Source organism: Cyanobium sp. ULC082 (genome assembly GCF_977927535.1).
The window spans coordinates 35,630-54,114 of record NZ_OZ376399.1; the positions used below are offsets into that span (position 1 = coordinate 35,630).

22 protein-coding genes and 1 pseudogene are annotated in these 18,485 nt (G+C 65.1%); 11 read left to right on the forward strand and 12 right to left on the reverse strand.

Annotated features, from left to right (window positions below; translation table 11 throughout):
- Positions 1 to 34: 34 nt before the first annotated feature.
- Positions 35 to 409, forward strand: a complete 375-nt coding sequence (locus tag ACXMDY_RS15285) for a hypothetical protein (RefSeq protein WP_259702789.1) — start codon at positions 35 to 37, stop codon at positions 407 to 409.
- 15 nt (positions 410 to 424) lie between these two features.
- Here ACXMDY_RS15285 and ACXMDY_RS15290 read toward each other — a convergent pair whose 3' ends face one another.
- The 7 genes from ACXMDY_RS15290 to ACXMDY_RS15320 form a co-directional block, all read right to left on the reverse strand.
- The gene (locus ACXMDY_RS15290) at positions 425 to 877 is read right to left on the reverse strand and encodes a hypothetical protein (RefSeq protein WP_259702790.1); all 453 of its coding nucleotides are present in this window, start codon (positions 875 to 877) and stop codon (positions 425 to 427) included.
- 38 nt (positions 878 to 915) lie between these two features.
- Entirely contained in the window at positions 916 to 2,118 is a 1,203-nt protein-coding gene (locus ACXMDY_RS15295) for an FAD-dependent oxidoreductase (protein WP_259702791.1), read from the reverse strand.
- 8 nt (positions 2,119 to 2,126) lie between these two features.
- Positions 2,127 to 3,581 carry a phosphatidylserine/phosphatidylglycerophosphate/cardiolipin synthase family protein gene (locus ACXMDY_RS15300; RefSeq protein ID WP_399244350.1) on the reverse strand — a complete coding sequence of 485 codons (1,455 nt, stop codon included), beginning with the start codon at positions 3,579 to 3,581 and terminating at the stop codon, positions 2,127 to 2,129.
- Positions 3,582 to 3,650: 69 nt separating this feature from the next.
- A complete protein-coding gene (locus ACXMDY_RS15305) occupies positions 3,651 to 3,812 on the reverse strand; it encodes a hypothetical protein (RefSeq protein WP_259702971.1) in 162 nt (53 codons plus the stop codon).
- A 16-nt stretch (positions 3,813 to 3,828) separates the two neighbouring features.
- On the reverse strand, positions 3,829 to 4,941 hold the full coding sequence (locus ACXMDY_RS15310; protein WP_259702792.1) for a DUF4912 domain-containing protein: 1,113 nt from the start codon (positions 4,939 to 4,941) through the stop codon (positions 3,829 to 3,831).
- A gap of 198 nt (positions 4,942 to 5,139) precedes the next feature.
- Positions 5,140 to 5,901 (reverse strand): phycobilisome rod-core linker polypeptide, encoded by a 762-nt coding sequence (locus tag ACXMDY_RS15315; protein ID WP_259702793.1) that lies wholly within the window; start codon positions 5,899 to 5,901, stop codon positions 5,140 to 5,142.
- Positions 5,902 to 5,997: 96 nt separating this feature from the next.
- Positions 5,998 to 6,600 (reverse strand): phycobiliprotein lyase, encoded by a 603-nt coding sequence (locus ACXMDY_RS15320; protein ID WP_259702794.1) that lies wholly within the window; start codon positions 6,598 to 6,600, stop codon positions 5,998 to 6,000.
- 21 nt (positions 6,601 to 6,621) lie between these two features.
- Between ACXMDY_RS15320 and ACXMDY_RS15325 the strand changes: the two genes are divergently transcribed.
- Entirely contained in the window at positions 6,622 to 7,518 is an 897-nt protein-coding gene (locus ACXMDY_RS15325) for a DMT family transporter (RefSeq protein WP_399244354.1), read from the forward strand.
- On the opposite strand, the gene ACXMDY_RS15330 is transcribed toward ACXMDY_RS15325, so the two are convergent.
- Both ACXMDY_RS15330 and sufR read right to left on the reverse strand, forming a co-directional pair.
- Entirely contained in the window at positions 7,502 to 7,867 is a 366-nt protein-coding gene (locus tag ACXMDY_RS15330; RefSeq protein ID WP_259702796.1) for a hypothetical protein, read from the reverse strand. The genes ACXMDY_RS15325 and ACXMDY_RS15330 overlap by 17 nt on opposite strands.
- A complete protein-coding gene (gene sufR, locus ACXMDY_RS15335) occupies positions 7,860 to 8,534 on the reverse strand; it encodes an iron-sulfur cluster biosynthesis transcriptional regulator SufR (RefSeq protein WP_259702797.1) in 675 nt (224 codons plus the stop codon). The genes ACXMDY_RS15330 and sufR overlap by 8 nt, the downstream gene beginning before the upstream one ends.
- A 238-nt stretch (positions 8,535 to 8,772) precedes the next feature.
- Here sufR and ACXMDY_RS15340 point away from each other — a divergent pair, with 238 nt between their 5' ends.
- The 6 genes from ACXMDY_RS15340 to ACXMDY_RS15365 all read left to right on the forward strand — a co-directional run bounded on the left by ACXMDY_RS15340 (position 8,773) and on the right by ACXMDY_RS15365 (position 14,582).
- On the forward strand, positions 8,773 to 9,144 hold the full coding sequence (locus ACXMDY_RS15340) for a ferredoxin-thioredoxin reductase catalytic domain-containing protein (protein WP_259702798.1): 372 nt from the start codon (positions 8,773 to 8,775) through the stop codon (positions 9,142 to 9,144).
- A 5-nt stretch (positions 9,145 to 9,149) separates the two neighbouring features.
- Complete coding sequence (gene sufB, locus ACXMDY_RS15345; RefSeq protein ID WP_259702799.1) at positions 9,150 to 10,592, forward strand: Fe-S cluster assembly protein SufB; 1,443 nt, start codon at positions 9,150 to 9,152, stop codon at positions 10,590 to 10,592.
- Between the two features lie 61 nt (positions 10,593 to 10,653).
- A complete protein-coding gene (gene sufC / locus ACXMDY_RS15350) occupies positions 10,654 to 11,442 on the forward strand; it encodes a Fe-S cluster assembly ATPase SufC (protein ID WP_259702800.1) in 789 nt (262 codons plus the stop codon).
- A 2-nt stretch (positions 11,443 to 11,444) separates the two neighbouring features.
- Positions 11,445 to 12,719 carry a Fe-S cluster assembly protein SufD gene (sufD, locus tag ACXMDY_RS15355; RefSeq protein ID WP_399244413.1) on the forward strand — a complete coding sequence of 425 codons (1,275 nt, stop codon included), beginning with the start codon at positions 11,445 to 11,447 and terminating at the stop codon, positions 12,717 to 12,719.
- A gap of 6 nt (positions 12,720 to 12,725) precedes the next feature.
- Complete coding sequence (locus ACXMDY_RS15360; RefSeq protein WP_259702802.1) at positions 12,726 to 14,057, forward strand: SufS family cysteine desulfurase; 1,332 nt, start codon at positions 12,726 to 12,728, stop codon at positions 14,055 to 14,057.
- Between the two features lie 12 nt (positions 14,058 to 14,069).
- Positions 14,070 to 14,582, forward strand: coding sequence for a DUF1543 domain-containing protein (locus ACXMDY_RS15365; RefSeq protein WP_259702803.1), 513 nt, complete (start codon positions 14,070 to 14,072; stop codon positions 14,580 to 14,582).
- A gap of 74 nt (positions 14,583 to 14,656) precedes the next feature.
- On the opposite strand, the gene psbA is transcribed toward ACXMDY_RS15365, so the two are convergent.
- The 3 genes from psbA to ACXMDY_RS15380 form a co-directional block, all read right to left on the reverse strand.
- On the reverse strand, positions 14,657 to 15,736 hold the full coding sequence (gene psbA, locus ACXMDY_RS15370; protein WP_259702804.1) for a photosystem II q(b) protein: 1,080 nt from the start codon (positions 15,734 to 15,736) through the stop codon (positions 14,657 to 14,659).
- 182 nt (positions 15,737 to 15,918) lie between these two features.
- Positions 15,919 to 16,560 (reverse strand): pentapeptide repeat-containing protein, encoded by a 642-nt coding sequence (locus ACXMDY_RS15375; protein WP_259702805.1) that lies wholly within the window; start codon positions 16,558 to 16,560, stop codon positions 15,919 to 15,921.
- Complete coding sequence (locus ACXMDY_RS15380; RefSeq protein ID WP_259702806.1) at positions 16,561 to 16,866, reverse strand: ArsR/SmtB family transcription factor; 306 nt, start codon at positions 16,864 to 16,866, stop codon at positions 16,561 to 16,563.
- A gap of 187 nt (positions 16,867 to 17,053) precedes the next feature.
- Here ACXMDY_RS15380 and ACXMDY_RS15385 point away from each other — a divergent pair, with 187 nt between their 5' ends.
- From ACXMDY_RS15385 to ACXMDY_RS15395, 3 genes and pseudogenes are all read left to right on the forward strand, one after another.
- The gene (locus ACXMDY_RS15385; RefSeq protein ID WP_259702807.1) at positions 17,054 to 17,191 is read left to right on the forward strand and encodes a hypothetical protein; all 138 of its coding nucleotides are present in this window, start codon (positions 17,054 to 17,056) and stop codon (positions 17,189 to 17,191) included.
- Entirely contained in the window at positions 17,188 to 18,228 is a 1,041-nt protein-coding gene (gene acsF, locus ACXMDY_RS15390; RefSeq protein WP_259702808.1) for a magnesium-protoporphyrin IX monomethyl ester (oxidative) cyclase, read from the forward strand. Before ACXMDY_RS15385 ends, acsF begins: the two co-directional genes overlap by 4 nt.
- Positions 18,225 to 18,485 (forward strand): annotated as a pseudogene (locus ACXMDY_RS15395) (acyl-CoA desaturase); the annotation flags it as partial. The gene acsF and the pseudogene ACXMDY_RS15395, both read left to right, overlap by 4 nt.

Genomic DNA, 18,485 nt, shown 5'->3' on the forward strand with positions numbered 1-18,485 from the left:
GGAACAGATGCGGCTGCTGATGCTTTTCCATGCCATGGGCTCTCTTCTTCCGGCCAGTCTGCTGATTGCCGCCGCCGTTTCAGCCGCCCCCCCCGTCAACGCCGGGTCCGGGTCCGGCGGGCTCGCGGAGGCCGTTCAATCCACCCGCACAGCGGCGGAAGCTGTGCTGTCCCAATCCGGGACGGAGCACTGTCTGCGGGGCAAGCTGACCAACGCCCTGCTTGGCTTGTCGGCCAGTTGCGAGGCCCATGGCCAGCGCTCGGAACTCTGCGCGTTCACGGACCGGGTGGTCGTCACAACCGGATGGACGGTGGCGTTCATGGAAGCCACGTCCCGCCAGCTCCTGGAACTCTCGAGCCAGCCGCTCTCCAGCACCGGCAGCGGGGTGGTTGCCTCCCCCCGACCCTGATCCAGCGGCCGGGTCTCAGTTCCTGCTGGGGCCGATCCCAAATCCTGATCCGCCGCCCGGGCCGGAGGGACCCTGGCCTGCTGGCGGCTTGGTCGCCGGTCTGGCTTTTTCGCGGGCCTGGCAGCGACTGACCAGCCGCTCTCCGGCCTGGTCGAGGGCATCGCGTCGTTCGAAGGAGTTGGCCGCCGCCGGCTGGGCTTTCTGGAGGATCTCCCAGACTCCGTCCTTGCAGAACGACGGCAGAAGCGGGTTGTCCATCAGGGGATTGGCCAGGGAGCGGGCACGGCTGCAATCAGCCTCCGCGTTGCTACGGGAACAGGCGAATGTGGCCAGCTGCACCTCCCGCAGGGTGCTGCTGCTCGGGTAGGTGGGCAGCTCCCTGGTCTGGGCCGCGGAGAAGCAGCCCAGGATCATCAGGCCGAACCAGGGGGCGAACAGCGGCAGGGCGACAAGGCGTATTCGACCCATGGATGATCCGATGGCACGGTATCCATCATCGCTGCCGCTCAGACGCCGAGGCGCACGGGTCCGAGCCCTTCGCGCAGACTGCGTTGTCGCGCGATCCAGGACCGTCTGATCCAGGGGCCGATCCAGGGGCTCAGCCTGGCGACCAGCTGGCGCAACTGGGGGCTGCGGGCCAGCAGCTCTCCCTGCCGCGCTTCAGCGCGTTGGAGTGCCTGGGCCTGGAGGATCTCCGGCTCCCGCTCGGCCTGGATGGCGGCGAAGGCCTGGTCGATGGATTGGGGCGTGGGATGGCTTCGCAGCAGGGGCACCAGGTGATTGGCCGCCACCACGGCATCCCGCAGGGCCATGTTGAGGCCCTGGGCCCGGATCGGGCTCATCGGATGGGCGGCGTCGCCGAGCAGCAGCAGACCGCTCCGATGCCACTGGGGCGCAAACCCCACCTGCACGGAAAGCTTCTGGGGTGCCTCGATCGCTGCGGCCTGGGCCCGGAAGTGGGTCGCCAGCCAGTCCGGAGAGAGCAGGGCGAAGGCTTCCGCCCAGGCGGAAGCACTCCGCTCGATCGATGCACCCTTGGTGAGCAGCCAGCCGAGCTGAAGTTCCCCGGCTGCGGTGCCGTGGAAAACACTGAAGCCGCCGCCCTCACCCAGCTGAACCATGAACAGGTTGTCGGCTTCGAAGCGCGGGTGAGCCGGCAGCCTGAACCAGAGCAGGTCGATCGGGCTCTCGCTTCGCTCCAGCACCAGCCCCGTCTTGCCACGCAGCAGCGAGGAACGCCCATCGGCGGCGATCACCAGGCTGGCGGCCAGGACCCGCCCGTCGGCGAGGCGCACCCCGGCCACCCGTTCCTTGTCCATCACCGGGGCCAGAACGCTCTGGCCCGGCAGCCAGCGGAAACCGCCACAAACTGTGGCTCTGGCGATCACGGCCTCCAGCAGAGCCGGCTGGGAGATCAGGGTGCAGGGTCGTTCGGAGCCGATCGGCTCGTCGACGCGGAACAGCTCCCGCCCGTTGACCCGGAAGGACCAGCCATCCAACGGGCGCACCGGGAGGGTGTCCAGCAACGGCGTCAGCCCGATCTGTTCAAGTGCCTCGAGGCCTGAGGGCATCAGAGCCTCGCCGCGGAAACGACCGCCCGGATTCCTGGCGGCCTCGATCAGGGTGACGGACAGGCCGCGCTCGGCCAGCAGCAGAGCCAGGCAGGCGCCGGCAGGGCCGGCACCGACAATCACCACCGGCTGCCCCATCGGTGGCCTCAGCTTCGCTGCGCGGCGAGTGGCCGTTGGCTGCCGCTGCCGCAGGCCCGGCGCATCTTGTCCAGCTTGCGTTGCATCCTTGCGGTGATGCCCAGCTCCGCACCTTGCCACATCCGATCCATCTCCCGTGAGAAGTGGGCAGCCAGCGCCGGTGAATGCAGGATCAGCAGGGTTTCATCGTTGGCATGGGCCGCTGCCGGACTCCAGTTGAAGGAGCCCGTGATCACCTGGTGGGCATCGATCACCGCGATCTTGTGGTGCATCTTGTCGCCCCGCGCCAGCTGCGGAGTTCCCACCCCCTCGATCGGCTGCTGCCAGGGGGTGTTGCCTGCCTCCAGCTTGCAGAACCGATCGGGCAGGGCCACGCCGAGCAGGTCGAGAACCTCGGAGAAGGAGCGGCTGGCGAAACCTGGATCGGCCAGCAGGCGGATCCTGACGCCGCGCTGCTGCAGCTCGGCCAGCCGGTCGGCAAGGATCTGGGCGGAGAAGACGAACAGCCCCATGTCCAGGCTGGTCTGGGCCTGGGACATGCGCTCCGCCAGCAGGGACAGCCCATTGGCGGGATCGCGCCGTCGCTGGGGGGCGAACAACACCTCCACCCGGGTCGGCCCCACCATCACAGCCTGAACCGGGCCGGCCTCCTTGCCGATGCCGAAGCGGCTGTCGGGGCTTCCGCCCGGACCATCGCCCCACATCCGCTCGAACTCGGCGTCGAACAGGGCGCTGAGCGCCGGGCTCTCGATGCGGAGCAGGTGATTGACATTGCCCAGGGTTCGCGAGTCACCGGCATCGCCATGAATGCAGGACGGCGTGAAGTTGGCTGAGCCGGTGACCAGCCAGCGGCCATCGACGACCAGAAACTTGTGGTGCATGAGGCCGCTGCCAGCGCTGCCGTCCGCCGTGTCATCGATCAGGGGCACCCCGCCCCGCTCCAGGATGGCCACCGCATCCCCGGCTCGCCGCTCATCGCTGCTGAGCAACCCATCGTGATTGCGATCGGCCAGGGCGGAGAGCTGGGTGTGGCGGAGGCGTTTGTGGGGGTTCAGCTCACTCTGGTGCTGGAGGCTCCAGGGGGTGCTGTAGGTGTTCTCCAGCACAACCCGCACCTTGATTCCCGCCCGGTGCTTGGCCACCAGGGCCTCGGCCACCCTGGGCAGGGAGAGCTCCTGAACCGCCATCTGGATGTCGGTTTCGGCCCGCTGGATCGTCCCGAGCACCAGGGCCTCCAGATCGTCGCCGCTGCGCCGACGGCCGTTGATCGGGCTGTGGTAATGGTGGTCGCTGCGGTGGTTGAAGGCCACCTCCATGCCTGGCGGCAACGGCAGATCGGCTGGAGCCTGGCCGATGATCCGTGCTGTGGCGCTGCATCCGGCCAGGCCGAGGGCCAGGCCCATCAGGGCCGCAGTGCCAGCTGGGGCATGGCGGCCTGGGCGGGGCGAAGGGGATCGATTCAAGGGGGGAGCAGGGCTGGCTTCCCTCAGCGTTCCCCGTCGTCCGGGATTTGAGCTCTCTCCCGACTCGGCTCAGGAGTGGCCGGGCATTTCGGCGGTGCGAAGCATCAACGTGAACCAGAGGCAACTGGCCACCACAGCAACTGCAACTCCAGCAGCGACGCTGAAGCGAACCATCAGGATCGGTACAAGGATCGGCAGGACCAGGCTCCCGGCCAGGGGGGTCAAGGCCACCAGGGCACGCATCAGCTCAGAACCATTCAGGGGAAGCCTGGCTGGCTGGATTGGTTCTGTCTTCCGGAGTGGTGCGACCGAACTGGAGGGTGATGTTGCGTTTCTGCTCGCCATCGGCGGCGATCGCTTCGATCGGGTAGATCTGCTCGCCATCGCGGAACGGCACCTGGATCCGGAAGGTTCCCTCGGCCGAGAGGGGGACGCTTTCGCTGCCGATCAACAGGGTGGCGGAAGGATCGGTTGATCCGTAGACGATCAATTCAGCGTCAGCGACCAGCCAGAAGGAGCGCTCGCGGGCTGGCACTCCACCGATCCCCGATTGATGGCGGCCACTGGCCCACACTCCGATGCCTGAATCCGAGAGGCTGCGGTGGTCGGGACCGACCCCACGCTCGCCGAGCTCATGAAAGGCTTCGGAACCCCTGCCGAAACGGATGCCCGGGCTCACGCCGCCCATGCTCTGCAGGGAGGCTTTCCGGTAGAGCCGTTCGTGCAGATCGTTGTAAGGGGCGTCGACCGGACTGGGCAACGAGCCTGGGCTGGGGGGGGTTTCAAGCGAGAAGGGCACGAACTGATCGAGAATCTGTTCGCTTGGATGGAGAGCAGGGACGCGGGCGGCAGCAGAGAAACCCAGGGAGATCCAGCCTCCGCCCGCTTTGCGGCAGCCCAGCTCAACGCGGTAATCCCGATCACTCATCGGCACCGGCAGGTACCACTCAGTGGCATGGCTGTCGACCGGCACCTCCTGGAGGGTCTGGGAGTGGGCTGCACCGCCGCTGAGCCCTGTGACATCGGCCAACCGCAGACAAAGCTGGCTGGCGCCTGAGCTGAAGGCCTGCTGGCGATCTGCGTCGGCGATTTCCCAGAACACATACGCCCACTGAGGATCGCGGGGGAGAAACACCACCTTGGTCTGGGCGGCTGGCCGGGGGGCTGGAGGAAGGCCTGCTTCCATCTCGGCAAGGCTCGCGGTAGCAACAGTGGCCGTTGCGCCACCAGGCGGGCCAGCAGCCGGAGAATCGCCAGGCTGGTTGTCGGCGATCGCTTCGGTGAGCTCCTGCTTCGACTGGCGGCTGTAAAGGCCGACACCAAGACCGTTGGCAACCTGCCGGAGCTGCCTCAGGGTCATTTTCGCCAGAGAAGAAAATGCCTGAGTCACTCGCTACGCCTCTTTTTAATCACTCTGCAGGAGATTGCCAGAGAGGAACGTTCTTGGGTCCGGGGCGTCAGCAACCACTGACGCCTGAGAGGGTGCCACAGAACATGAAAAAACGGCGCTGAGAATCCGCCGTTTTCAGGAAGGGCAAGGGTTTTCAGCGAGCCCTGCTCAGCGCCCGATGCTCCGGTAGGGCACCTTGGCGAGGTAGTCCATGCCGACACTGCCGGATGAGGCGGCACCGCTGCGGAGAGCAGGGAGCTGCCGGACCCAGGGCAGATAATCTTCGGGGAAGCCGCCGCGGCGCTGGCGAGCCCGAGCAGGCAGGGAACGGGTGCTGCCTGTGTAGATGATCTGGGGGAAGCCGAGCACGCCGCGGTGGTATGCCTCGTAGCGCGGCGAAGTGATGTTGAAGGGGGTTTCGCCCACCTCTCTCGATCCGACCACCCGGTTGCGGTGGAAAGGAACGGTGTCGTAGCCGAAGTTGTCCAGATACTCGGCGCTGTCGAGGATCTGGTCAACGGCCCCGGCGACACCCTTGGTCATGATCACGGCAGACCAGGCGATCTCCTCGGCCTTGCCGTAGACAGGCCTGCCGAGCAGCTTCTCCACCAGGTGGCGGGCGACCCGGTAGTTGTTGTTGAGGTTGTAGAAGCTGCGGGTGAAGGTGTCGGAAAGACAGAGAGCGCGGATGAAATCCCGCACGGTGATCTGTCCATCGCGCAATTGCGATTCGAGAATCGTGTCGCGGTCGACCTTGAAGGCGTGGAAGAAGATCTGTCGGTAGGCCGTTTCGATCACGAAGTTCTGGGCTTCCCGATCGATGGCCTTGTCGATGGACACCGTTTTCGGATCCTCGTCGGAACCGACGCGATACGGCTCCACGCGGGAGTTCTGGGTTGTCGGCGCGTACTTCAGAAGCGGGATAGCCACACGTGCATCGTCAACCGTCGCTGTGGATCGTAGAAGTAGGGCTCGGGTCAACCCAGGCGCTCCAGGCCAGGGCTCACAGTCCGTAATGATTGGCTCTCACCAGCCGAAGGCGGAAACCGCGTCGGCGGCCACTCCGTTGCCGGCTCCCTGGCCTGCTGGCGGGGTCCCATCCAGGCAACGGCTCTCCACACAGAACGAGGCGGTGTTCGAAAGCCCCTCCACGGTGCTGGTGCGCAGCCGCAGGTTCGGCGTGGGGAACCAGAAGCGCTCAAGCGAGTTCATCGTTTCGTAGCCCGTGGTGAGCAGCAGCCCGTCGCGGTCGTCCATCTGGAAGTGGCCGGCCACCGGGGCGGTTTCGGCGTAGCCCCGATCCCGCAGCAGCAGCCCCTGCCGGCCCAGAGCATCGGTGGGAATCAGGCCGAACACCGATTCGCCCTGATGGTCTTCCCCGGCCTTGTCCCAGGCCATCGAACCGCTCCAGCGCACCTGGCAGCCACCCACGAGTGCGGTCGGCTCCTGGCCATGCAGCACGGCGATCGCTGCCAGGCGTGGATCCTCGGCGGCCACTTCCACCACCTCGATCAGCGAGCCGCCGGCTTCCGCGCGGCGGTGCAGCAGGTGATGGCTGGTGCGCTGGGAGCGCCAGCGGCCGCAGCTGAGTCTGAAGAAGCTGATGGCATCGGCGATCGGAACACTCACGGCAGGGTCACGGCTGTAGCGATGATCGCAAGGCCCACACCCCTCCCGTCACTGGTGGCCTCCACGGGAGTCCTGGCCGCCCTGGCGGCGGCGCTCTGCTGGGCCCTGGCCAGCAGCCTGTGGCGGCGCCTGCCGACCTCCCTGTCGTCGGCCCAGTTGAATCTGCTCAAGAATCTGCTGGCCCTGGCTGTTCAGCTGCCGCTGGTGCTGCTGGGCCTCTGGCACGTCCAGCCCGGCGCCGTTGCCCTGCTGCTGGCCAGCGGCGTGGTCGGAATCGCCCTGGGGGACAGCTTTTATTTCGCCGCCCTGCGCCGGCTCGGCACCCGCCGCACCCTCACGATCGAGGCTGGCGGTCCTGTGGTGACGGTGTTGGGTGGGGCCCTTTTCCTCAGCGAGCTGCCTGCTCCCGAGCAGTGGCTGGGGGTGGGGCTGATCGGTCTGGCGGTGCTGGTGGTGGCGCGTCAGCCGCCGCCGGCAGCCCAGCGGCCCGGGGGGCAGCGACTGGGTCTGCTGCTGGCCCTTGCGGCCCTGCTCTGCGGCAGCGGCGGTGCGCTGCTCTCCCGAACCGCGCTGCTGGCTTCTGATCTGAGCCCCTTGCAATCGGCCACGTTGCGGTTGGCGGCGGCGACGCTGGTGATGGTGCCCCTGCTGCGGCACTGGCCACCCCAGGGGGCAGGTCCCCGTCTGGCCTGGCGCCGCTGGCCCCTGGTGCTGCTCGCCACCCTGCTCGGCACCACCTTCGGGATCCTGCTGCAGCAGACGGCGTTGCAGCACCTGCCGGCGGGGATGGCAGTGGCTCTGCTCTCCACTGCTCCGGTGATGGCCCTTCCCCTGGCCCATTGGGAGGGGGACAGCCCCGGCTGGACCGGTCTGGTGGCAGCTCTACTCGCCATAGCTGGAGTCAGCCTGGTGGTGTGAGCCTTGTGCGGGCCTGGGCGTCAGCCCAGCGACACAGGTCGCTGAGATCCAGGGTCAGGGCCCCCTTCCCCAGCGAAGCGGCAATGCCTTCCAGCTGGCGGGCCGCCTTTTCGAGCTGCCGCCGGAAATCCTGCTGAAAAACAGGCTCCGCCTTGAGCTGGGGTTGCTCGGCCAGCCAGCTCTCCAGTTGCGGCCCGGAGGGAATCTCTCCCTGCGAGGGACCGGCGATCTGTTGCAGGGTGCGAAGGCTGTGGGCCAGCAGGCGCAGGTGGTGGCGCTCCAGGGAAGGAAGCAGGCTGGATTCCAGCAACACCATGTCCTGACTGCTGAGGGGCCCCGCCTCAGCCATCGCTTTCTCGGTCGACGGGACTGGCGGTGGCGGAGCGGGGGGTGAGGCGGAACCCGCAGGAATGCCCCCCTTCCAGCCGCCAGTGGACCCTCTCCACGCTGCAATCCGGGAAGGTGTGGCGGATCTGTTGCAACTCCTGATCGCAGATCTGGGGGAATTGATCGGCGAGCCTGGCGACGGAACAACGAAACTCCCGCATGCACCAGGAGCCACCCTCGGCCTCTCGGCTGCATTCGGACACATAGCCCTCCTGGCGGCGCAGTTCCACCAGACGGCCGAGCCGCTCGGCCAGGCTGCCGGTGCCGATCAGGAGCCGATCCGATGCGCCCTTGACCACGGCCTGCTGCCGCAGCAGCCTGGTGAGCATGTCGGGAGGCAGGCTGGCGGCCATCGACTGCAGCAGGCCGAGGGCGAACTGTTCGCCACCATCGGGAAACTGATGGCGGCCGATGCTGGTCAGGCGCCAGTGATTGCTGGGCCGTCCAGGCCCTTCGGCGCTCGGGCTGGCTTCGACCAGGCCTTCTTCCTCGAGGCCGCGCAGGTGACGTCGCATCGCCTGCACGGAAACAGCGAGCTGTTCGGAGAGATCCGCAGCCGTGGCCTCGCCCTGACGCAGCAGGAGTGTGAGGGCCGCCTCACGGGTTGGGGTCTGGGTGGTGGAACTCATCAGGGGGTGAGGATGGTCTGGCGAGACACGGTCCTGGCCACACCCTGCCACGCCTGGCGGGTGGCTGTGGGGCCGCTCGGTCAGGCCCCCAGCACCGACATCGGTGCCTTAGGCTGTCCAGATAACGAAACTACAGTGTTTCGTTATCTGCGGCCTGCCGGCATCACCGATTTTGACGGTTCTCCGGTGGCGCCGTCATCCTGACAATGGCAGCGGTTTCCTCTCCCAAGTTCAACCCATGTCCGATGCTCCCTCCGCTGCGGCGGCTCCATCCACCGAAAGCCTGGAGGTCATCCGGAAATTCGCTGAAACCTATGCCCAGCGCACAGGCACTTTTTTCTGCAGTGATCCAGGGGTGACGGCCGTGGTGCTTGAAGGTCTGGCCCGCCACAAGGAGCAACTGGGCGGTGCCCTCTGCCCTTGCCGCCACTACGAAGACAAGGAAGCTGAGGTTTCACAGGCCTTCTGGAACTGCCCCTGTGTTCCGATGCGCGAGCGCAAGGAATGTCACTGCATGCTCTTCCTCACCGAAGACAATCCCTTCCGGGGTGATACCCAGAGCATCAGCCTCGATGAGATTCGCACCCACACCGCCGGTTCCACCCCCTGAGGCCCATGAGCACCACCTCCACTGTCAGTGATCTTGTCAGCAAGCCTTATCAATACGGCTTCGTTACCGATATTGAAACCGAGAAGATTGACAAGGGCCTCAGTGAAGATGTTGTGCGTCTGATTTCAGCCAAGAAGAACGAACCAGCTTTTCTGCTGGCATTTCGCCTCAAGGCTTTCAGGCAATGGCTGCGGATGGAGGAACCCCAGTGGGCTGCGGTGAACCACCCGGAAATCGATTATCAGAACATCATCTATTACGCCGCACCCAAGCAGCAGGAGAAGAAAGCCAGCCTCGATGAGGTGGATCCCAAGCTGCTCGAAACCTTCGAAAAGTTAGGGATTCCCCTGAGTGAGCAGAAGCGACTCAGCAATGTGGCGGTGGACGCAGTCTTCGACAGTGTTTCGATTGCCACCACCTATCGCGAAAAGCTGGCTGAGCACGGCGTGGTGTTCTGCTCGATCAGTGAAGCGGTGAAGGACCACCCCGAGTTGATCGAGCGCTATCTCGGCTCGGTTGTACCCGCCAGCGACAATTATTTCACGGCTCTTAATTCTGCTGTGTTCAGTGATGGCTCCTTTGTATTCATTCCAAAGGGTGTCGAATGCCCGATGGAACTTTCCACCTATTTTCGAATCAATTCCGGTGATACCGGACAATTTGAACGCACCTTGATCATTGCCGAAGAAGGGGCCTCGGTCAGTTATCTGGAGGGATGCACCGCCCCGATGTTCGACACCAACCAGCTCCATGCGGCCGTGGTGGAACTGGTGGCGCTTGATGATGCCTCAATCAAGTATTCAACTGTTCAGAACTGGTACGCCGGTGATGAATCCGGTAAGGGTGGGATCTACAATTTCGTGACCAAGCGCGGCCACTGTCGTGGCGATCGCAGCAAGATCAGCTGGACCCAGGTGGAAACCGGCTCGGCGATCACCTGGAAATATCCAAGCTGTGTTCTGCAGGGAGCCGACTCGGTCGGGGAATTTTATTCAGTTGCTCTCACGAACAATCGCCAACAGGCTGATACCGGCACCAAGATGATTCATGTGGGCCCCCGCACGCGCTCCACGATCGTGAGCAAGGGGATCAGCGCCGGCCATTCTTCCAACAGCTACCGAGGCCTTGTCCAGATCGGCCCGAAGGCCGTGGGAGCGAAGAATTACAGCCAGTGTGATTCGATGTTGATCGGTGATCAGGCCGCTGCCAACACCTATCCCTACATCCGCTCCCAACAGCCCGAGTCCACGGTTGAGCATGAAGCCAGCACCTGCCGGATCTCCGCCGACCAGCTTTTCTACCTCCAGAGTCGCGGTATCGGTTTCGAGGAGGCAGTATCGATGATGGTGAGTGGTTTCTGCCGCGATGTCTTCAACCAACTGCCGATGGAGTTCGCCGCCGAGGCCGACAAGTTGCTGGCACTGAAGCTTGAAGGCTCGGTGGGCTGAGCGTCCTGGATCTCCGTTTCTTTTTCTCTCTGAGTTTTTTCGTTCCTCTTCCCGTTTTCCTGTGATCCGCCCCGACGCCGACCTGCTGCTCGACATTGTTGATCTCCATGCCACGGTTGCCGACCAGCCGATTCTCAAAGGGGTGAATCTCAGCATCCGTGCCGGCGAGATCCACGCCGTCATGGGGCGCAACGGCAGTGGTAAGAGCACTCTCTCGAAGGTGCTCGCCGGCCATCCCGCCTACAGCGTCACTGCCGGCAGCGTTCGTTACAGGGGCAGCGATCTGCTGGATCTGGATCCGGAGCAACGGGCCCGCATCGGTCTGTTCCTCGGCTTTCAGTATCCGGTCGAAATTCCTGGTGTGAGCAATCTGGAGTTTCTGCGGGTGGCCACCAACGCCCGCCGTGGCGAGCTGGGCAAGGAGGAGCTCGACACCTTCGCTTTTGAGGATGTTGTGCGCGATCGCCTCAAGGTGGTTCAGATGGATGCCGCTTTTCTGGAGCGCAGTGTCAATGAGGGTTTCTCCGGTGGAGAGAAAAAGCGAAACGAAATTCTCCAGATGGCTCTGCTGGAGCCGGTGGTGGCGATCCTTGACGAAACCGATTCCGGTCTTGATATCGATGCTCTGCGGATCGTGGCCGGTGGCGTGAACCAGCTGGCCACGCCTGACAATGCCACCCTGTTGATCACCCACTATCAACGGCTGCTGGATGTGATCACCCCTGATTTCGTCCACGTGATGGCGGCGGGACGGATCCTGCGCACCGGTGGCAAGGAGCTGGCCCTGGAACTTGAAGAACGCGGTTACGACTGGGTGGACCAGGAGTTGGCCGTTCTCGAGGTGGCTTGATGGTGGTCTCATCCAGACTTGCGGACAGGGCCGTCGACGACGCCTGGGCCAGGCGCCTGCTGAGCCATCTGCCTGTCCCCAGCGGTGAGCTTGAGGCCGTCCAGGTGCGGGGGCGGGAGGCGCTGATCCGCCAGTCGCTCCCATCCCGCCGCCAGGAAGATTGGCGATTCACCGATCTGACCCCTCTCAAAGCTCTCGATCCGCTCAGCCTCAACCCGCTCACAGCCGCGGTCGGCTCCTCCTTGCCGTCGGCTGGCTGGCCGGCGCCGGCGCCGGGAAGCCTGCGGCTCTGGCTCGATGGCCGTAGCGACCCTCTGGCCGGTCAGACCCTTCCCCCCGGGCTGAGTCGGCTCAGCTCCGACGAACTGCATCAGGCCCTGGGCCGCAGCCTGGCCGGCTGCGATTGCGAGCAGCACTGGCCGGTGGAGCTCAATCAGGCCACCGTCAGCCATTGCCTGGCCCTGCGGGTCAGCGGAGTGATCGCCGAAACGCTGGAGCTGGTCTGCGTGGCCGATGCCCAGCACACCCTTCGACCGGTGCGGGTGCTGCTGCTGCTCGAGGAGAAGGCCAGCCTGGAGGTGCTTCAGGTTCAGCTTGGCTCCGGGGCCAGCCTGAGCAGCCTGGTGGTGGAGGCCCAGCTCGGCAGGCAGGCCCACTTGCTCCATGGCCTGCTGGCCCTCGGCGAGGCGGAAGCCTGTTTTCTGGGGCACCTGGCGGTGGAGCAGGCCAGTGAAAGCCGGTTCCGCTCGGTCATGGCCAGCCGGGGTTGGGCTCTGTCACGCTTCGAGCCCCGCATCACCCAGCGCGATGGTGCAGCCCACACCGAGCTGAAGGCGCTGCAGCTGGCTGAGCGGGATCAGTTGGCCGATACCCACAGCCAGGTGAGGTTTCTCGGCCCGGATGGCGCTCTGGAGCAGCTGCACAAGGCCATCGCCGCTGATCAGGGCCACAGTGTGTTCAACGGTGCCGTGGCTGTACCGCGGCAGGCCCAGCGCACCAATGCCAATCAGCTCAGTCGCAACCTGCTGCTCTCCGATCAGGCCCGCATCGACACCAAGCCGCAGCTGGAGATCGTTGCCGACGACGTGCGCTGCACCCACGGCGCCACCGTGAGCCGGCTGCAGGCCGATCAGCTCTTCTACCTTCAGAGTCGGGGCATCGACGCGGCGACGGCCTCCCGCCTGCTGAGGCGGGGCTTTTGCCAGGAGGTGTTGCGGGATTTTCCCGCTGCTGCCGCCGTCTGGAATCCCCTGCAACGCTTGATGGTGGAGGCTTGATCACCGATGACAACCGCTCTCCCCAGCCAGCCGCCCACGGCACCTCGGTTGGAGCAGTGCCTGGAGGCCGAGACCAGACGGCCCGCTGAGCCGGTGGGCTCCCTGGCCGCCCAGACCCGGCCGGATTTTCCCTTGCTCGCCCAGCAGGGATGCCTCGGTCAGCCGCTGATCTATCTCGATCACGCCGCCACCAGCCAGAAGCCCCGTCAGGTGCTGGAAGCCCTGCACACCTACTACAGCCGGGACAACGCCAACGTGCACCGCGGCGCCCACCAGCTCAGTGCCCGCGCCACCGACGCCTTCGAAGGGGCCCGCGCCAAGGCGGCCAGCTTCATCGGTGCCGCCACGCCGCGCGAGATCGTGTTCACCCGCAACGCCAGCGAGGCGATCAACCTCGTGGCCCGCAGCTGGGGTGATGCGGTCATCCGTCCTGGCGACGAGATCCTGCTTTCGGTGATGGAGCACCACAGCAATCTGGTTCCCTGGCAACTGCTGGCGGCCCGCACCGGGGCGGTGCTTCGCCATGTCGGTCTGATTGAATCCGGAGAGCTCGATCTGGCCGACCTTGAAGCCAAGCTCGGCAAGCGCACCCGGTTGGTGAGCCTTGTTCAGATCAGCAACACCCTGGGTTGCCTCAATCCGATCGCGGCGGTGGCGAAGCTGGCCCACGACGCTGGCGCCCTGCTGCTGGTGGACGCCTGCCAGAGCCTGCCCCATCTGCCGGTGAATGTGGCCCAGCTGGGCGCTGATTTTCTGGTGGGCTCCTCCCACAAGCTCTGTGGCCCCACCGGCATGGGCTTCCTCTGGGCCCGGGAAGCGTTGCTGGAGGCGATGCCGCCCTTTCTCGGTGGCGGTGAAATGATCCAGGACGTTTTTCTCGAGACCAGCACCTGGGCTGAACTCCCCCACAAGTTCGAGGCAGGCACCCCGGCGATCGGTGAGGCCGTCGGCATGGGCGCGGCGCTCGACTATCTCAGCGCCCTGGGCCTGGAGCGGATCCACGCCTGGGAGCAGCAACTCACTGGCCGCCTGTTCGAGCGTCTGCAGGCGATCGAAGGCCTGCGTCTGCTGGGCCCCAGCCCTGAGCAGCAGCCCGACCGTGGCGCCCTGGCGGCCTTCACCGTCGATGGACTCCATGCCAATGATCTGGCGGCACTGCTTGATGCCAGTGGCATCTGCATCCGCAGTGGTCATCACTGCACCCAACCGCTTCATCGCCATTACGGCATCAGCGCTTCGGCCCGCGCCAGCCTCAGTTTCACCACCACGTTCGAGGAGATCGATCGCTTCGCCGATGAGCTGGAGAGCAGTGTGGCCTTCCTGCGGCAACACGCCTGAGGGTCACCGCAGGTGCGGCTGTTTCTGGTGGTTTTGGGCGGTCGCACGGCCGGTTGCAACATCGAGCTCCACGACGTGCGTTTTGTGGTGGGCGAGGCGATCGAGGCCACTTTCCCGGCCCTGCGGGAGCAGTGGTTCGGACGGCGCCGGGGCCTGCACCTCGACAGATATGTGGCGGTGGAGCGGGCGGATGGCCACCGGGTGAGCCTCCGGCGGGAGCCCTTTGCGGGGTCCGAGCGGCTCTGGTTCGTGAACATGGGGGCCTATGACCCCAGGCAGATGGCGGAACTCCATGCCTTTGGCCTCATCGTGGCCGGCAGCCCCCGGGCCGCCAGGGCACGGGCGAAGCGTCAATGGCTGCTGGGGGCTGATCAGGCCCACACGGATTATCTTCGTGCCGTTGATGACTGCCTGGCCCTGGAGTCGGTGGCGGGCTGGCACCTGCATCTGAGTGCTGATTCCAGCGCCGCTGCGGAGCCTCTGGTGCCGGATTGGTACGGGTACCGGCTGATCGATCGCGCCTGAGAGGGGCCTGTTCAGGTTTTTCTGCTCAGGTTGCTGAGCGAAGCGGAATCGGCTGGATGAGCTTCAAAGGCTCACTAACCGATCACAGGTGTGCGCAACGCCACGGGGGTGCTGGCGGAGCTGGCCAGATCGAGCGGGAAGTTGTGAACGTTGCGCTCGTGCATCGCTTCGATGCCCAGGCCGCCGCGGTTGAGCACATCGGCCCAGGTGTTGATCACCCGACCCTGGTGATCCATCACCGAATGGTTGAAGTTGAGGCCGTTGAGGTTGAACGAGAAGCTGGCCACCGCCAGGGCCGCGAACCAGATCCCCACCACCGGCCAGGCAGCCAGCAGGAAGTGGAGGCTGCGGCTGTTGTTGAAGGAGGCGTACTGGAAGATCAGGCGACCGAAGTAGCCATGGGCGGCCACGATGTTGTAGGTCTCCTCTTCCTGGCCGAACTTGTAGCCGTTGTTCAGTGATTCGGTTTCGGTGCTCTCCCGCACCAGGGAGCTCGTTACCAGGGAACCATGCATCGCGGCGAACAGGGCGCCGCCGAACACACCGGTCACGCCGAGCATGTGGAAGGGGTGCATCAGCACATTGTGCTCTGCCTGCAGCACCAGCATGAAGTTGAAGGTGCCGGAGATGCCCAGCGGCATGCCGTCGGAGAAGGAGCCCTGGCCGACTGAATACACCAGCAGCACAGCGGTGGTGGCGGCTACCGGCGCGGAGTAGGCGACGGCGATCCAGGGGCGCATTCCCAGGCGATAGCTCAGCTCCCATTCACGTCCCATCCAGCAGAAGATGCCGATCAGGAAGTGAAAGATGATCAATTGATAGGGGCCGCCGTTGTAGAGCCATTCATCCAGGCTGGAAGCGGCCCAGATCGGGTAGAAGTGGAGGCCGATGGCATTGCTGGAGGGCACCACGGCTGCGGTGATGATGTTGTTGCCGTAGAGCAGGCCGCCGGAGACAGGTTCGCGGATGCCATCGATGTCGACGGGAGGAGCGCCGATGAAGGCGATCAGGAAGCAGGTCGTTGCCGCCAGCAGGGTGGGGATCATCAGCACGCCGAACCAGCCCACGTAGAGGCGGTTCTCGGTGCTGGTCACCCAACCTTTGAAGGCATCCCACGGGTTGCTCCTGGAGAGAGCGAGGGAACGAGTCGTCATGACAGGGAGAGCATGGAACGGTGGGATCGGGGAAGGACGGAGCCGCTGGAACGATCAGCGAAATGTCTTGTCGCCTATCCCGATACAACGCTAACGGAATACAAGCTTAATGGGTTGTCCGGTTCGTAGGCAATTCTGCCCAAAGCTTGCCAGGCCAGCTTCGCTGCCCGTGAGCCTGAGTGTTAAGGGGAATTGAGCTGGGCGCCCTCCAGTTGGGCTCCCTCCAGCTGGGCCCCGTCGAGCTGGGTGTCGCGCAGGTCGCAACCACGCAGGTCGCTCTGGCGCAGATCGGCTTGGCGCAGGTCGGCCCCGTAGAGGCAGGCTCCGTTCAGTTTGGCTCCATGCAGCTGGGTGCCGCCGAAGCTGGCGAAGCTCAGATCGGCGCGACTGAAGTCGGCTCCTCCGAGGTCGGTGAGCTGGTCGAGGCCGGAGCGGAAGTCGGCTTCCACCAGGCAGGCTCCCTGCCAGTGGCTGCCGGCTGCCACCACGCCCCGGAGGCAACAGCGGTGCATCAGCGCGCCGCCGAAATCGGCCTGCTGCAGCCGGGAGCCGGAGAGGTCGGCCTCGTGCCAGAAGGACCAGGCAGCACGCACCCCGGAGAGGTCCGCACCCCAGACCAGGGCCCGCTGAAAGCGGCAGCCCGCCAGCAGGGCGCCGCTGAGGTTGGCGTGGCCGAAGCGGGATTCCTGAAACGAGCCACAGCTGAGGTCGCAGTCGGCAAGATTCAGACCGCCAACATCGATCCCATTCATCAAGAGGGCTGGGAAGGAGCGCTCACCCGCTGCCAGGGCCTGCCGCAGCTCGGCGAGAGAAGCCGTAGACACTCAGAGAATGGCAACGAGAGCGTCTAGCTGCTGGCGACGGGTGGCCAGCAGCAGCTTGTCGCCTTGCAGGATCAGCCGGAACACCCCTTTGTCGATCACCTCGTAGAACACCAGGCTGCCTTCGGGGCGCCGTCTCACCACTCCAGCGATCGTGAGGAGCTTCAGATGCTTGGAGACAAGCGCCTGGCTCAGCCCGGTGCGCTCCACCACGGCGGTGACGTTGAGAGCGCCGCCGCGCAGGGCATCAAGGACAGCCAGGCGGTTTGGCTCTGAGAAGACCTTGAAATAGTCGGCGAGGGCCTCCATGGGCAAGGGCGATCAGAATCGATGAAATCAGATGCCGATACTAACCTGCTATCGCGTTACAGAGATGGCATTGAGCAAAACGGATACTCTTCAACACCAGGTCGGACATCCGGATTGCAGCAGAAGCTACATGGCATCGTTGCCTGCTAACATCATGATGTCGTTATAGCGTTGATCAATGTTTCTGATGTCGGTGCCCTGCCCGCCGGTCGGGCCGACCTTTGTGGCGCCAGACCCAGGGCCGATCGAAGCCCTGCTCAGGCGGCTGATCGACGCCCGCGTCCATGCCGCCGGCCCTTCCTTCACCCTGAGCGCCCCCCGATGACCGCCACCATCAGCCAGTCGGCCCCCGCCACCCACGCCGCCCCGCACCTGCGCGAAGACCTGCTCACGCCCCGCTTCTACACCACCGAGATCGACAAGGCCGCCCGCACCGACCTGGAGCAGCAGCGGCCCGCCTTCGAGGCGATGCTCGCCGAGATGGAGGCCGACCACAACCGCGACCACTTCGACCGCAAGGCCCCGCTCGACCGCCTGGGCGATCTGAGCCCCGACGCCAAGACCGCCTACGAGAGCTATCTGGTGCGCTCGTGCGTGTCGGAGTTCTCCGGCTTCCTGCTGTTCAAGGAGCTCTCCCGCCGCCTGTTTCAGGCCGAACGCCAGGAGCTTGGCCAGCTGTTCCAGCTGATGGCCCGCGACGAGGCCCGCCATGCCGGTTTCCTCAACCGGGCGCTGGTGGCGGAGGGCATCGAGCTCGATCTGCCCAAGCTGAGCACCAAGCGGCCGATCACCTGGTTCCCGCTCAGCTGGGTGCTGTATTCGGTGTTTCTGTCCGAGAAGATCGGCTACTGGCGTTACATCCTGATCGACCGGCACCTCAAGGCCCATCCCGACAATGCCTTCGCGCCGCTGTTCGATTTCTTCGAGCCCTGGTGCCAGGACGAGAACCGTCACGGCGACATCTTCAACCTGCTGATTCGCTGCTGGCCCGCTCTCAAACAGGGCCTGCGCGGCCGGCTGCTCAGCCGTTTCTTTCTCTGGTCGGTGTTTCTCACCCATAGCCTCACTGTGTGTGAGCGGGGCGATTTCTACCGCCTGCTGGGGATGGATCCACGTTGCTTCGATGCCGAGGTGATGCGCCAGACCAACCGCACCGCCCGCCGCGCCTTCCCCTGGGTGTTCGACCTCGAGCAGGGCTATTTCCTGGAGCTGCGCGATCAGCTGGTGAGCTGCTTCCAGCAGATCCAGGCGGCCAAGGCGGAGCGGGGCGCGCTGCTGCGGCAGCTGGGCCTGAAGCTGCGCTTTGCCGGGCTGCTGGTGCGTCAGTTCTGCCAGCCGATGGTGCCGGCGGAGGGGGGATGACCAGCGCGTCCGTTTCCCCTTCGATCCCGGCAGCCGTGCCTGTGATTCCAGCGGATCTGCCCACCAGCCTGGCCACGGTGGCCTTCATGGTGGCGATTCACGCCCTGGCGCTGGTGGCACTCCTGCCGGGCTTCTGGAGCCCCATGGCGGTGCTGGTGTTGGTTGTTCTCTACTGGCTCACCGCCTGCGTGGGCGTCACGCTGGGTTATCACCGTCTGCTGGCTCACCGCGCCTTTCGGGTGCCGGCCTGGCTGGAG

What these genes read in the sequence shown, in the direction of transcription:
- ACXMDY_RS15285 (WP_259702789.1), top strand. Translation starts at nt 35, where the DNA reads ATGGGCTCTCTTCTTCCGGCCAGTCTGCTGATTGCCGCCGCCGTTTCA.
- ACXMDY_RS15290 (WP_259702790.1), bottom strand. Translation starts at nt 877, where the DNA reads ATGGGTCGAATACGCCTTGTCGCCCTGCCGCTGTTCGCCCCCTGGTTC.
- ACXMDY_RS15295 (WP_259702791.1), bottom strand. Translation starts at nt 2,118, where the DNA reads ATGGGGCAGCCGGTGGTGATTGTCGGTGCCGGCCCTGCCGGCGCCTGC.
- ACXMDY_RS15310 (WP_259702792.1), bottom strand. Translation starts at nt 4,941, where the DNA reads ATGACCCTGAGGCAGCTCCGGCAGGTTGCCAACGGTCTTGGTGTCGGC.
- ACXMDY_RS15325 (WP_399244354.1), top strand. Translation starts at nt 6,622, where the DNA reads ATGATCGCAAGGCCCACACCCCTCCCGTCACTGGTGGCCTCCACGGGA.
- ACXMDY_RS15330 (WP_259702796.1), bottom strand. Translation starts at nt 7,867, where the DNA reads ATGGCTGAGGCGGGGCCCCTCAGCAGTCAGGACATGGTGTTGCTGGAA.
- sufR (WP_259702797.1), bottom strand. Translation starts at nt 8,534, where the DNA reads ATGAGTTCCACCACCCAGACCCCAACCCGTGAGGCGGCCCTCACACTC.
- ACXMDY_RS15340 (WP_259702798.1), top strand. Translation starts at nt 8,773, where the DNA reads ATGTCCGATGCTCCCTCCGCTGCGGCGGCTCCATCCACCGAAAGCCTG.
- sufB (WP_259702799.1), top strand. Translation starts at nt 9,150, where the DNA reads ATGAGCACCACCTCCACTGTCAGTGATCTTGTCAGCAAGCCTTATCAA.
- ACXMDY_RS15360 (WP_259702802.1), top strand. Translation starts at nt 12,726, where the DNA reads ATGACAACCGCTCTCCCCAGCCAGCCGCCCACGGCACCTCGGTTGGAG.
- psbA (WP_259702804.1), bottom strand. Translation starts at nt 15,736, where the DNA reads ATGACGACTCGTTCCCTCGCTCTCTCCAGGAGCAACCCGTGGGATGCC.
- ACXMDY_RS15380 (WP_259702806.1), bottom strand. Translation starts at nt 16,866, where the DNA reads ATGGAGGCCCTCGCCGACTATTTCAAGGTCTTCTCAGAGCCAAACCGC.
- ACXMDY_RS15385 (WP_259702807.1), top strand. Translation starts at nt 17,054, where the DNA reads ATGTCGGTGCCCTGCCCGCCGGTCGGGCCGACCTTTGTGGCGCCAGAC.
- acsF (WP_259702808.1), top strand. Translation starts at nt 17,188, where the DNA reads ATGACCGCCACCATCAGCCAGTCGGCCCCCGCCACCCACGCCGCCCCG.